Annotated in this window: 11 protein-coding genes; 8 read left to right on the top strand and 3 right to left on the bottom strand. The window is 66.4% G+C overall.

The window, feature by feature from the left end; genetic code table 11:
• Positions 1–2: 2 nt before the first annotated feature.
• Entirely contained in the window at positions 3–3,140 is a 3,138-nt protein-coding gene (locus tag ACMVY4_RS14255) for an AsmA family protein (RefSeq protein ID WP_416896683.1), read from the bottom strand.
• 262 nt (positions 3,141–3,402) lie between these two features.
• On the opposite strand from ACMVY4_RS14255, the gene ACMVY4_RS14250 reads away from it, so the two are divergent.
• From ACMVY4_RS14250 to ACMVY4_RS14215, 8 genes are all read left to right on the top strand, one after another.
• The gene (locus ACMVY4_RS14250; RefSeq protein ID WP_416896682.1) at positions 3,403–3,636 is read left to right on the top strand and encodes a DUF4169 family protein; all 234 of its coding nucleotides are present in this window, start codon (positions 3,403–3,405) and stop codon (positions 3,634–3,636) included.
• Between the two features lie 37 nt (positions 3,637–3,673).
• On the top strand, positions 3,674–5,332 hold the full coding sequence (locus ACMVY4_RS14245) for an acetolactate synthase large subunit (RefSeq protein ID WP_416896681.1): 1,659 nt from the start codon (positions 3,674–3,676) through the stop codon (positions 5,330–5,332).
• A gap of 126 nt (positions 5,333–5,458) precedes the next feature.
• Positions 5,459–6,040 (top strand): YqaA family protein, encoded by a 582-nt coding sequence (locus ACMVY4_RS14240; protein WP_416896680.1) that lies wholly within the window; start codon positions 5,459–5,461, stop codon positions 6,038–6,040.
• Positions 6,041–6,075: 35 nt separating this feature from the next.
• The gene (locus ACMVY4_RS14235; RefSeq protein WP_416900317.1) at positions 6,076–6,561 is read left to right on the top strand and encodes a disulfide bond formation protein B; all 486 of its coding nucleotides are present in this window, start codon (positions 6,076–6,078) and stop codon (positions 6,559–6,561) included.
• The gene (locus ACMVY4_RS14230) at positions 6,558–7,097 is read left to right on the top strand and encodes a demethoxyubiquinone hydroxylase family protein (RefSeq protein WP_416896679.1); all 540 of its coding nucleotides are present in this window, start codon (positions 6,558–6,560) and stop codon (positions 7,095–7,097) included. Before ACMVY4_RS14235 ends, ACMVY4_RS14230 begins: the two co-directional genes overlap by 4 nt.
• Positions 7,098–7,111: 14 nt before the next feature.
• Positions 7,112–7,720 (top strand): phytanoyl-CoA dioxygenase family protein, encoded by a 609-nt coding sequence (locus ACMVY4_RS14225; protein ID WP_416896678.1) that lies wholly within the window; start codon positions 7,112–7,114, stop codon positions 7,718–7,720.
• 3 nt (positions 7,721–7,723) lie between these two features.
• A complete protein-coding gene (locus ACMVY4_RS14220; RefSeq protein WP_416896677.1) occupies positions 7,724–7,924 on the top strand; it encodes a hypothetical protein in 201 nt (66 codons plus the stop codon).
• A gap of 96 nt (positions 7,925–8,020) precedes the next feature.
• Positions 8,021–10,237: an ATP-binding protein gene (locus ACMVY4_RS14215; RefSeq protein WP_416896676.1), complete on the top strand. Its 2,217-nt coding sequence runs from the start codon at positions 8,021–8,023 to the stop codon at positions 10,235–10,237.
• Here the strand turns inward: ACMVY4_RS14215 and ACMVY4_RS14210 are convergent.
• The gene (locus ACMVY4_RS14210) at positions 10,227–11,651 is read right to left on the bottom strand and encodes an FAD-binding oxidoreductase (protein WP_416896675.1); all 1,425 of its coding nucleotides are present in this window, start codon (positions 11,649–11,651) and stop codon (positions 10,227–10,229) included. The genes ACMVY4_RS14215 and ACMVY4_RS14210 overlap by 11 nt on opposite strands.
• Entirely contained in the window at positions 11,648–13,663 is a 2,016-nt protein-coding gene (locus ACMVY4_RS14205) for a hydantoinase/oxoprolinase family protein (RefSeq protein WP_416896674.1), read from the bottom strand. Before ACMVY4_RS14205 ends, ACMVY4_RS14210 begins: the two co-directional genes overlap by 4 nt.
• Positions 13,664–13,767: the final 104 nt, after the last annotated feature.

Below are 13,767 nucleotides of genomic sequence, written 5' to 3'. Positions count from 1 at the left end.
GTTCAGCTGCCGGACTGAAGTTCCAGTTGATCCGGCCGCCCGCGGAAGAGCAGAACGCCACCGTCCGCGGGCACGATTTCCATTTCCGCAGTCCAGTCAGGCAGGTCGATGCTACCCCGCAGCTCGACCGCCTCGCCATTCATCGACCCGGTCAGCAGTTCCCCGGCTCGCAGAACGCCGCCGGTCACCACAATTTCCCCGGCAAGGTCCTGAAGGCTCCGGTCGCCCTCCGCATCAGCCCAGATCAGGGTCAGATCGCCGATACGCCCCTGCCCCTCAAGCGATCCGACCAGATCGTAGGGGGTCACGCCGGTGCCCGCGACGGTCAGAGCAATATCGCCGGTACCCGCCGGCCCATCCGCAAGACCTGCGAAGGGACCGATCCACGCAGCCGTCGAAGCGTCATTGATATCGAGGCTCAGATTCAGCGACGGCGTCTCGGCCAGATCCAGCGCCGCCCGAGCTTCGATCCTGCCGCCGCCGATAGCGGCATCGAGCGATTTCAGGTCGATGCGCGCCCGGTCCAGTTGCAACGCCATGCTGCCGGGCCCCATGGCCAGACCGGCGGCGGACAGACGTTCGAACCCGGCCTCGACGACGCCATCCCAGCCTGTCAATCCGGTCGCCCGCACCGGCAGTCGGGACCAGCGCCGGGAACGGTCGCCACTGCCTGCGACGGCTGCCGCGCCGTAGCGGCCTTGCGGCAGGTAGGCGTCGAGGTCCAGCACGACGCCCGTCAAGGCGGCGTCCAGCCTGGGCCGGTCTCCGCCCCAGTCCACCGTCATCTCGCCGCCGAAGGAGGTCTCGCCATGAAGCGCCGCAATGTCGGCAAGCGAAACCGAGGCAGCGCCACCACTGACATGCGCCGACAGGTCGAGCGGCGCCGACAAGGGCCTCGGCGGCGCATAGTCCGGCCATAGCGACTGCGCCAGAACAATACCGTCACCGTGCCGGAGCCGGACATTGAAATCATATGTCCTGTGGTCGGTTAGCGACCCGAATTGACCTGTTGCATCAAGCCGGGCGGACATGGCGTCGAGCTTTCCAGCGATATCGAGACGCTCCGCCCGCCCGTTGATCCTGGCTTCGACCAGCAAGGGGCCCGCAAGCCGTCCGGTCCAGCCTTGTCCGGGAAAGAGTGCACTTGCGACCGCCCCGGTGTTCGAACCGGTCAGCGAGAGGTCGAAATCGAACTCGGGCGTTTCGAAGGCATTGCTCACACGGCCGACTATCCGGCCGCCGAGTTCCAGCGTCCGCAGGTCCACGTCGAGGCCGAACGCATTGAGGCCGCCCTCGATGGCGAAATCGGCGGCCACTTCCCTAAGCCGTCCGAGCGAGGGTTGCGGCGGAATACGCAGCGTCTGGAGCCCCGCGGCCAATGTCGGCGCCTGCAGCGTGCCCTTCAGCAGGACCTGCGGGTTCTCCGGCGTGTCGATGCGCCCGGCGACATTCAGGGAAGCACCGTCAAGATCGCCAAACGCCAGCGTCTTGATATCCAGGACACCGCCGATCAGGGCTGCATCGATCTCGACGTCACGGGCGACGGACGGACCGAAGATCAGCCGGCCGGCGCGCAGCGTCAGATTGGTGTCGAATTCGCCCAGAAAAGGCAGCCTCGGCTCCGTCAGGTCGCCGACAATATCCGCGGCCTGAACATCTTCGGCCCCGAGCAGCGGCGCATAGGCGTTCAGGTTGATCTGATCGACGACGAGATTGGTGCTGAAGGACGGACGCCGGACGAGGGCGATGGCGACACCGCCCGTCACTCTCGACTGATCCACCCTGAGGTCGATTTCGGAGATCTGCGCCACGCCGCTGCTGACCATCAACTGCGCCGAGGCCGTCATGTTGCGCAGACGGCCGTGCCCTTCGGCCGCGACCGGCGCCCCGAGCCAGGCCGACAGGCCGGCCAGATTGTCGGAAGCCGCCTCGACCGACCCGGCCAGCCGGAAGGCGCCGCCGGCAAGCCGGACGTCGCCGGCAAAGGCCACATCGGATCCGCCGGGCAGCAGCGCCGCGGCTCTCTCGACCGTCAGCTTGCCGTCCCTGTAGGCGCTGGTCAGCGCGAACTGCCTGACGAAGCCCTCCCGGAACGCGATCAAACCGAGATCCGCTCTCAGCTTCACGGCGACCGGCCACGAACCGTCGTCCGCGGCGCCTGCAGCCAGCGCGGCATCGGTCAGACGGTTCGCCCAGGCCCGGAGACGCTCTCCATTGATCTGTTCCAGCGCCACGGCGGCGTCGATCCCGATCCGCTCGCCGAATGCAATGTCAATCCGGCCGCCCGCCTGCGCCCCGCCGATGAGCCCGTCGAGCCCTTCCACCCGCACACCGCCCGGTTCGACAACGGCATGGCCCTGCAGGCGGGCCGGTACGGCCTCGTCGCCGGCCGGTGCAATGACAAGGAGGTCGCGCAACCCGCCAAGGTCGTCGGATGTCAGTTCGATCCGGCCTTCGCTCCGCATCGTCGCTGCGTCCGTGATGCGGCCGCGATAGACCAGCCGTCCCGCGTTCTCCACCAGCATGTCGAAGATGAAGGAGGTCCGCTGCGCGGTGGTCGAGCGAATTTCGAGCTGGATCGCACGGCCGCGCCAGACAGCCGAACCGCCGCCTCCGACCAGACCGCGGGCTGCATCGTGTTCGATCTCACCGGAGACTTCGGCAATTTCCACCTGGCGCCCGGTCTTCTGGTCCAGCAACCGGAAACGTCCGCCCTCGAACCCGACATGCCGGATCGACCCCGATCCTTCCAGCGTGATGCCGTGATTGCTGTGACCGGCGAGGCTGGTCTGGATGACGACATCGGGCGAAGCGATCCTGAGGTCGTCGGCGATCAGGCGGCCGCCCAGCAGACCCGACAGCGAGAAGACGAACTCCATCTGCGGCGAGGCGAGGACGGGCAGGAGGTCCGGGCGCCCTCTCGGCGGTCCTACCCGGACATCGCGCACAAGCAGACGCGGCGTGGGAAGGATGGAGAACTCCAGAGCGCCGTTGATCTGCACGGGCTGGCCGAGGACCTCGCTCGCCGTCCGCTCGATATCGTCCCGGTAATCGCCCGCATTCACCAGCGCCGGCGCCGCAAAAAGCAGCCCCGCCACGGCGATGGCAAGAACACTCACCAGGATCAACAAAATACGCAAGACGGTTCCCGCTTTCTCCCGGCGTCAGCTTCGCCTAGAGCGCCCGTCTCTCACGGCGCCGCCGGCTCAGGGCTATAAATCACGCGCTCCGGTCCGACGCAATTGTGGTGACGGCGGTTACCGTCGGGACCGCGGTGCTTGCGTCGCCAAGGCGATCCGCTAAGCTTTTAATCGATATGAGGGGTTGGATCAGTCTGCGCGACATGTGTTTCGGGTGCACCGTCACGAATCCGCCTTCCGAGCAAGGCAGGATCGGCGGCAGGTGAGCGTGGGCGACGTCGTCAATCTCAACAGGATCAGAAAGCAACGGCGCCGCAAGGCGGCCGAGGCGAAGGCAGCCGAAAACCGTGTGCGCTTCGGACGGAGCAACGCGGAGAAGGCGCGTCAGAAGGCGGATGCCAGCCGGCAACGGAAGGAGCTGGATGGCGCTGAACTGAAGGCCGGCAACGGCATCGAGGGGGATCCCGGGTCACCCGGCGCATCCGGCAAGACTTGAGAACAGGCCCTCGAGGGGGGCACAAGGAGGGAATGCCATGAAAGCATCCGATCTATTCGTCAAATGCCTGGAAGAAGAAGGCGTCGAGCGCATCTTCGGCGTTCCGGGTGAGGAAAACGCCGACACCATGATCTCGCTGATCGACAGCAAGATCGAATTCGTGCTCTGCCGTCACGAGCAGGCCGCGGCCTTCATGGCCGACGTCTATGGCCGCCTCACCGGCAAGTCGGGCGTCTGCCTGGCGACGCTGGGCCCGGGCGCGACCAATCTGGTCACCGGCATCGCCGACGCCAACATGGACCGCGCGCCGGTCGTTGGCATCATCGGTCAGGCCGGCACCTACCGCCTGCACAAGGAAAGCCACCAGAACATGGACTCCATCGCCATGTTCCGCCCGATCACCAAGTGGGCGCAGACCGTCAGCAATGCCGGCGCCATCCCCGAGATCGTGCGCAAGGCCTTCAAGGTCGCCGAAGCCGAGAAGCCCGGCGCGGTGATGATCGAACTGCCGGAAGACCTGGCCAAGCACGACGTCAAGGACAAGAAGCCCCTGACGCCCGTGCGCACGCGCCGTCCCGGCGCCGACCACAAGGCGGTGAAGGAAGCGATCGACGTCATCATGGACGCCAAGAAGATCGTGATTCTGGCAGGCAACGGCGCAATCCGGAAGCGCGCCGCCGCGCAGCTCGCCATCCTGGCCGAGAAGCTGGGCGTCGGCGTGATCAACACCTTCATGGGCAAGGGCGCGGTGCCTCGCGATTCGAAGTACTGCCTCTTCACCATGGGCCTGCAGGGCAAGGACCACTCGAACGTCTTCATCGACAGCTGCGACACGGTCATCTCTGTCGGCTACGACCTGGTCGAGTACAGCCCCAGCCACTGGAACAAGACGCCGGGCAAGAAGTTCGTCCATGTCGATTTCTGGCCGGCGGAAATCGACAGCGACTATGACGTCACCGTCGATGTGCAGGGCGATATCGCCGACGCGCTCTGGCAGATGAACGAAGAGCTGGACGCCCGCGGCGTCACCAAGCCGCCCTTCGACATCGAGAGCGTGCAGCCGCTGCGCCAGACCATTCTGGACGACTTCGCCATGGAGAAGGACGACACCTCCTTCCCGATGAAGCCGCAGAAGGTGCTCTGGGACGTGCGCGAGTTCCTGGGTCCGGACGACATCCTGCTGTCCGACGTGGGCGCCCACAAGATGTGGATCAGCCGCTACTACCAGTGCGACACGCCGAACACCTGCATGATCTCCAACGGCTTCTGCACCATGGGCTTCGCGATGCCCGGCTCCATCGGCGCCAAGATCGCCAAGCCCGACAGCAAGGTGTTGGCGATCAACGGCGATGCCGGCTTTATGATGAACGTCCAGGACATGGAAACCGCGGCGCGCCTCGGCATCAACGTGGTCTGGATGGTCTGGTGCGACGGCGAATACGGCCTGATCAAGTGGAAGCAGCAGAACGGCTTCAACGGCAAGCACTCCAAGCTCGACTTCACCAACCCGGACTTCGCGGCCATGGCGGCGGCGTTCGGGATCTGGGGCAAGAACCTGGAGAAGGCCGAGGATCTGCCGGCGGCGCTCGAAGAGGCGTTCAGCCAGAAGGGCCCGGCGCTGATCGCGATCCCGATCGACTACTCGGAGAACGTGAAGATGACCAAGCGTCTCGGTGCGATCGAGGCCGTCATCTGACGACATACCCCTGAGGGACACGGGAAAGGCGGGCCGGAGACGGTCCGCCTTTTCTGTTTCGGCGAATGCCCTTACATGTGGGCGGAGGCCCGATTCGGGGCCGCTTCCGGAAGCAGGACGCCGCCGATGATCCGACGCCTCTACGACTGGACGATGGGCCTCGCCGGACACCGGCGCGCCACATGGGGGCTCGCGGGGGTCAGCTTCGCAGAGTCGAGCTTCTTCCCGATTCCGCCGGACGTATTGCTGATCCCGATGATCCTGGCCAATCGGCGGAAGGCCTTCTTCTATGCCCTGATCGCCACCATTGCCTCGGTGCTTGGCGGCCTTGCCGGGTACGCCATCGGCTATTTCCTCTTCGACACGCTCGGCCGCTCGCTGCTGGAGATCTACGGCGCGCTGGAAAAATTCCAGGAGTTCAGCGCCCAGTACAACGAACAGGGCGCCTGGATCGTCTTCTTCTTCGGCGTGACACCGTTCCCCTACAAGGTCATCACCATCGCGTCCGGGGCCACGGCGCTCGACCTCGCCACCTTCACAGCCGCATCGGTGGCCGCCCGGGGCCTGCGGTTCTTCATTGTCGCCGGCCTGCTGTGGTGGCTGGGCGAACCCATCCGGAACTTCATCGAGAAGTATCTCGGCATCCTGACAGTCGTCTTCATGGTCTGCCTGATCGGCGGCTTTGTCGCCGTGCGCTATTTCTTCTGATTGCCGCCCGCTCCGCACTGTCCTAGTTGACCGACATGTTCACCACCCTGAGAGACAATCTGGCCGTCGCCGTCGCCGGGATCGCGGTTCTGGCGCTCGGCACGGCGCTGGTGGCGCAGTACGTGTTCGGACTGGCGCCATGCGCGCTCTGCGTCTGGCAACGATGGCCCTATGTCGCCGCCCTCGCCGTCGCCGCGCTGGCCTTCCTGCTGAAAGGCCACGCGCGATGGTGGGCGCTCGCCGCCGCCGCCTGCTTCGCCGCCACAGCCGGGGTCGGCGTCTTCCATGCGGGTGTCGAACAGGGTCTCTGGCAGGGCCTGGAGACCTGCTCTGGCGCGGGCACGCCGGACAGCCTCGACAGCCTGCGCGCCCAGGTGCTCGGCGCGCAGCCGGCGCGCTGCGACCAGATTCCCTTCGAGTTTCTCGGCCTCTCGATCGCCGGCTGGAACGCGGTCTATGCAGGCGCCGCCGCGCTGGTCATGCTGGCGGTTGCAGCGACGTCACGACGGAGTGCGGCATGAAACCCGGTCTGCCCGGCGAACTGACCAAGGAAGAACGCCTCGCGCGGATTCTCCGCGTCGATCATGCAGGCGAGTACGGCGCCAAGCGGATCTATGCCGGTCAGCTGGCGGTCCTGGGCAGCTCCGCCTCGGCAGAAACCATACGGCACATGGCCGATCAGGAAGAACGTCATCTCAAGACCTTCGATGATCTCCTGACCGAACGGCACGTGCGCCCCACCCTGCTCTCTCCGGTCTGGCACGTCGCCGGCTACGCGCTCGGCGCCGCAACGGCGATGATGGGCGAGAAGGCGGCCATGGCCTGCACGGAGGCCGTCGAGGAGGTCATCGACGAGCACTATGCCGGACAGGCCGCCGAACTGGGCGACGATGAGGCGGCCCTGCGGGATACGATCGAAGACTTCCGGGCCGATGAGCTCGAACACCGCGACACGGCCCGCGAACACGACGCGGCCGGCGCGCCGGGCTACGAACTGCTGACCGCGGGCGTCAAGGCAGGCTCCCGTCTCGCGATCTGGCTCTCGACACGCTTCTGAGGCAGGATCGGGGCATGAACAGGAACCCGCCCCGTGACGTGACCGCCGACGAAATCGAGACCTTCCGGCGCTACGGCGTCGTCTGCCTCAGACAGATGTTCGACGCCGACTGGATCGCACGGATGCAGGACGCCGTGGACGACGCCATCGCCAATCCGGGGCCGATGGCGCTGAACCTGAACCAGGGCATGAAGGGCAAGTTCCACGGCGACAGCTTCGTCTGGACCTGGCAGCCGGACTTCCGGGCCTTCATCTTCGACAGCCCGGCCCCGCGCATCGCCCAGCAGATCCTGGGCGCCAGCGAGCGGGTGACGCTGTTCTTCGACACGCTGCTGGTCAAGGAACCCGGATCGCAGGCCGTGACGCCCTGGCATCACGACCAGCCTTATTGGCCAATCGAGGGCGAGCAGGTGTGTACGGTCTGGACGCCGTTCGACGCTGTCACCCGCGACTCCGGCGCCGTCGAGTATCTGGTCGGCTCGCATCGCTGGGGCCGGCGTTTCCAGCCGCAGAGTTTCACCGGCGACAGCCGCTACGGAGCGAGCCTGGAGCCTGTTCCGGATATCGAGGCCGAACGCGACCGGCACGAATTCGTGCTCTACGAGACCGAACCGGGCGACTGACTGGTGCATCACGGGCTGATCCTGCATGCGGCGCCGGGCAATGCCCATGTCGGCCGCCGCCGGCGCGCCCTCGCCGCCCGGTTCTGCGGCGACGACTGCACCTACCGGCCCGAAGGCAGCTTCCAGCCGCTGATCCGTGATCCCGGTATCGCTTCGGGCGCGCCGCTGGAATGCGAACTCTTTCCGAGGGTCTGGCCGGCCTAGAACATTCCGCGACGCAAACGTTTCCGACTTGGTAACCTTGTTGCTGATAATCGAAACTGCAATGTACCGGCCGAGGTCCGAGCCAGCGGGGAGGAAATGGGCGAATCCCTGTCCACGACTGAATGGAAACGCGTGATCCGCGCGATCGACGCGCCCGTCGCCGTCGCGTCATCGGACGGTTCCCTGGGCGTAACCGTCCTGGCAGTCAGCGCCCGTTTCCGGGAGCTGTGCTCTTCGATCGGAAAGACCGTCGAAGAGCTGATCGCCTCATTGGATCCGGCCGGCTTCGCCATCACGCAGCGTTTTCCCGGACAGGACGACTGGCAGCTGCACGCCCGCGAACTCGAAGACGGTCGTGTCTGGCTGTGGGAAGCGGCCGCCATGCCGCCGGAGACTGCATTCGACCATCTGGTCCGCTGGACCGCCTCGGCGACGCTGGGCGATCTCGGCGTGTATCTGTTCGACCGCGACTGGCGCCTCCGCGCCTACAACGGCGCCATCCGCCGCTATTTCCCGGAGAAGCCCGGGTTTCCGGTAATCGGCGGCACGCTCGAAGACCAGATGACGGCGATCTTCGACACCTACGACATGGGCAACGAGGCCGCAGAATTTCGGGAGGCATGGCGCAGCGACGTCGGCGCCGCGCTGAGGGAACCGGGCGCCGCGCGCCTCGGCCTGACCCCAAGCGGCCGATGGGCGCTGATCACCGCCTCCCGCATGGAGGACGGCTCGCACCTCGCCTTCATGAACGACGTGACCGAGTTCCGGCAGCGCGACCAGCAGCTCAAGCTGTTCATGCGCAACGCCCAGGGAATCCTGTTCTCCCGCCGGGAGCTCAAGCCGGGCGGCAAGCTTCAGGTCTGGGGCGACATGCGCGGGCTGTCGCAGAGCGAGCCGGTCAAGGGCAATTCCAGGGAACATCCGGCCGGCTGGTACGACCTGATCGATCCGCGCGACCGCGAGCGCTACATGACCTTCATGGAGGCCATCAAGCCCGGCGACAAACCCTACGCCATGGAGTTCCGCTACCGGCTTCCGGGCGCCGACCGGACACGATGGATGCGCGAGATCGGCTGGACGGTGCGCGACCGCGGCGGCCGGGACTTTCTGGATGCGATCTACTTCGACATCTCGGCCAACAAGGACGCCCACCAGGCTCTGGAAGCGAGCGAGGAGCGGTTCCGCCAGTTCGCCGACCTGGCGTCGGACTGGTATTTCGAGACCGACGGCGATCTGCGGGTGACCTTCGTCTCCGACCGCTACGAACAGACCAGCGGCACATCCAACGAGATCCTGATGAACACGCCCTATGAAGATGTTGTGGCGATGCGGACGCGCGGCCTCCCGGAGGAACTGGCAGCCCATTGGCACGACATCCTGGACAAGTGGCGGCGGCGGGAAAGCGTTCGCGAACACCGGCTGCGGTTCTTCAATGAAGGCGGCCGCATGGTGACCGTTTCCGTCAGCAGCGAACCGCGCTTCGATGACGACGGCGCATTTCTCGGCTACCGGGGCATCGGGCGCGACCTGACGGCGCTGACCGAAGCGCAGTACCGCGCCCTGGAGTCCCTCGAGCGCGCCGAGAAGGCCAGCGCCGCCAAGTCGGCCTTCATCGCCAATGTCAGCCACGAACTCCGGACCCCGCTCAACGCGATCATCGGCTTCTCCTCGATCATGAAGGACGAGGTTCTGGGCGCGGTCGGCAACGACCGTTACCGCCAGTATTCCGCCGATATCAACGCCAGCGGGACGCATCTGCTCAGTCTGGTAAACGATCTGCTCGACATGTCGAAACTCGAAGCCGGCCGGTTGAGCGTGAACGACGAGGTGATCGACATCGCAAAGGAGACGGCACAGGTCATCCAGATCCTGTCTTCCCAGTCGGGCAAGCGGCGGATGACAATGGCGTTTCCCGACAGCCTGCCCGCTCTCCTTGCTGACGCGCGCGCGTTCCGCCAGGTCCTCATCAACCTGATCGGCAACGCCATCAAGTTCACGGACGCCGAAGGCAACATCGAGATATCGGCAAGCCACGAGCCGGGTTCCGGCATCTCGATCTCGATCTCCGACGACGGCGTCGGCATCGACGGCGACCAGATCGAGGAGATCTTCGAACCGTTCGGCCGCGCGAAATCCGACATTGCCGCCGAGGGAACCGGCCTCGGCCTGCCCCTGAGCCGGAACCTGATGCGCCTGCATGGCGGCGACCTGGAGATCACCAGCGAACGCGGCCGCGGCACGCATGCGCGGATGATCTTTCCGGAAAGCCGTGTCGCCGAACCCGGCGCGGACGCTCGGTCCGCTACGGCGTGACGGTCTTGTCCGGGTTCATGATGTTCTTCGGATCCAGCGCCCGCTTGATCGTCGACATCAGTTCCATCTCCACCGCGGACTTGTAACGCCTGACCTCGTCGACCTTGAGCCGGCCGAGGCCGTGCTCGGCGCTGATCGAACCGCCCATGTCGTGGACGATGCCGTGCACGACGTCGGCAACGTCCTGCCACTTCGCGAGAAACGCAGCCGCGTCCGCGCCTTCGGGCTGCAGCGGATTGTAGTGCACGTTGCCATCTCCGATGTGGCCGAAGGCCATGCTCCGGAATCCGGGTATGACCTGCTGCAACGCCTGATCCGCGCGGCGGATGAAGGCCGGCATGTCGGGCACCGGGATCGAGACATCGTGCTTGATCGAACCGCCGCCGATCTTCTGCGCCTCCGACAGACCTTCCCGCAGCGCCCAGAGATCCATGGTCTGCTGTTCGGACTCCGCGATCACGGCGTCGGCGACGAGGCCATTCTCGAAGCCCGTCTCCAGCGCCCGCTCGATCGCGCCCCGGAGCGCGCCACCGGAGTCGCCCGATGACAGTTCCATCAGGACGTACCAGCCGTGTGCATCGGCGAACGGATCCCGGGCGTCCGGCAGCAGCTTCAGCACCAGATCGAGGCCAAGCCTCGGCATGATTTCGAAGCCCGTCACCTGCCCGCCCGATGTCTGCTTGGCGACCGCCAGCAGTTCGACCGCGCTCTCCGGATCCGGCACGGCGATGAAGGCCACCTGCCGCTCGGCCGGCATCGGATAGAGCTTCAGCACGGCTGCCGTGATGATCCCGAGCGTGCCTTCGGCGCCGATGAACAGTTGCTTCAGATCGTAGCCGGTATTGTCCTTTCTCAGACCGCGAAGCCCGTTCCAGATGCGCCCGTCCGGCAGCACCACTTCCAGTCCCAGGACCAGATCGCGCATGTTGCCGTAGCGCAGCACGGCGGTCCCGCCGGCATTCGTCGAGAGATTGCCGCCGATCTGGCAGGTCCCCTCCGAGGCGATGCGCATCGGAAACAGCCGTCCCGCTTCCTCGGCGGCACCCTGCACATCCTGCAGGATACAGCCGGCCTCGACGGTGATGGTGTCGTTCAGCGGATCGAGGTTGCGCACCCGGTTCATCCGGCCGAGCGAAAGCACGACCTCATCGCCGCGTTCAAAGGGAATGGAACCGCCGACAAGCCCGGTATTGCCGCCCTGAGGCACGATGCGGGTTCCGGTCTCGGCGCAGATCCGGACGACTTCGGCGACCTCCTCCGTCGAGCCCGGACGAACGACCAGCGCCGCCTTGCCCTGCCATTTCTCCCGCCATTCGACCAGATAGGGCGTCATGTCCTCGGGGTTGTCGATCACCCCCTTCGGCCCGACCGCCGCCTTGAGCCGCTCGATCACCGTATCGGGGATGCCGCTCATCGCCGCCTCAACACCAGATTGCCGGCATCGTCGACCTCGCCGCCCCAGCCCGACGCGACCAGCAGCGTCGAGGTGCCGTCCTCGATCAGCGCAGGGCCTTCGACGGCTTCGCCCGGCGCAGGCCGGCCGCCGCAGAGCGCGTCCTGGCGCTGTCCGCGTTCGAACAGCCCGGTCTTCTCACGCGGTCCGTCACCGGCCGCGCCAGAGAGTTCCGGCGGCGCGCCCGGCGACACGGACGCCCTTGCCCGGAATGCGACGATCTCGATCGCAGCGCCGCCTGCCTTGTCGAACTCGAACACCCGGTGATGGGCCTCGGCGAACAGCCGGGCGATCTCGTCGACGCGGGCGGTGCCGCCGTCCCCCGGCAGTTCGACGGCGATCTCGAAGGCCTGTCCGACATAACGCATGTCCAGCGATATGGTGATCGACGGGGCGCCCTGCAGACCGAGCATGCGCAGATGCGCAGCGGCCGCCTCGGCGACATTGGCGATGACATGGCGGATATCCGGCTCCGCGGCCGCATCAAGCCGGAGCTGGTGGGTGCGGCTCTCGAAATGGACGAAATCGGAGGCCAGCAGGCCGTAGGCGGACATTACGCCTGCTGCCGGGCTGACGATGACGGACCCGATACCCAGTTCCTCGGCGATGCGGCAGGCCAGCATCGGTCCTGCTCCGCCGAACGGCGCCAGCGCGAAGTCGCGCGGGTCATGTCCGCGCTCCGTCGAGATGCGCTGGATCGCGCGGACGATGCTTGCTTCCGCGACACGGATAGCGGCGTCCGCAGCTTCTTCAAGCGACAGGCCCAGCCATTCGGCAACAGGCGACAGCACTTTTTCCGCCGCCGCCTTGTCGAGCTTCATGTCACCGCCCAGAAACGTCTCGGCCCGGATGGTGCCGCGCACCAGATGGCAGTCGGTGATCGTCGCCCGCTCGCCCCCCCGCCCGTAGCAGGCCGGTCCGGGATCGGCGCCCGCCGATTCCGGGCCGGCGCGCAGCAGACCGCCATCGTCGATCCAGATGATCGAACCGCCGCCCGCGCCCACCGTGGCTATGTCGATCACCGGCGTCTTCACCGGCAGGCCGTCGATCTCGGTCGAGGCCGCCAGATCCGGCTGCCCGTCGCGGACCAGGCAGACATCGGTCGAGGTACCGCCCATGTCGAAGGTGATGATGTTGCCGAATCCCGACCGCGCCGCCTGACGCGCGGCGCCGACGACGCCAGCGGCCGGCCCCGAGAACAGTGCCGTGATGGCCGAGCGGGCCATGCCCTCCGCCGGCAGCCGCCCGCCATTGGACTGCATCACCGAGAAATTGCCGCGGTGGCCCCGCGCCGACAGCGCCTCGGAGAAACGGCCGAGATAGGCGTCGATCACCGGCTGCACATAGGCTGCCAACGCAGTTGTGGAGGCGCGCTCGTACTCCCGGAACTCGCGGCAGACATCGGAGGAGCAGGTGACCTTCAGATGCTGGAACCGACCGCGGATGGCGTCGGCCATGCGCTGTTCGTGATCCGGCGCGACGAAGGCGTTGAGGAAGCAGATCGCGACCGCGCCGAAGGAATCGTCCTCCGAGAGACGCGCGGCAATCCGCTCCAGCGTCGCATCGACGTCCAGCGGCGTCACGACGGCCCCTTCCGCGCCGACGCGCTCCGACGCCTCGATCACGTCGCTGCGGCGCACGACCGGTTCCGGCTTGGCATAGGCCAGATCATAGATCCGGCGGCGGTTGTGGCGCTGGATGTAGAGAATGTCGCGCATCCCCTCCGTGGTCACCAGCATCACCCGCGCGCCCTTGCGCTCCAGAATGGCGTTGGTGGCAACTGTCGAGCCATGCACGAGATCGCCGACCTCCGCCAGGTCCAGCCCGGCCGCTTCGATCGCGTTCAGGGCGCCCTCGTCCGGTCGTGAGGGCGTCGATGGCACCTTGGCGACCTGAAGCGACCCGTCCGGTCCGATGGCGACCAGATCGGTGAACGTGCCCCCGACTTCGACGCCGACCCGCGTCCCGCTCATGGGCAATCTCCCGCCGTCTCAGGCCGGCGCCCGCCATAACTCATGTGTCGGCTTGCGTTGCGTCTCATGCTCTGTCCTCCGCCCCGCGGCGACTGTAACCTCTT

The organism is Minwuia sp. (assembly GCF_048007105.1).
In the GTDB taxonomy this organism is placed as follows: Bacteria; Pseudomonadota; Alphaproteobacteria; order Minwuiales; family Minwuiaceae; genus Minwuia.
The sequence above is the reverse complement of the archived record's forward strand: the minus strand, read 5'-3'. Positions and strand labels throughout refer to the sequence as shown.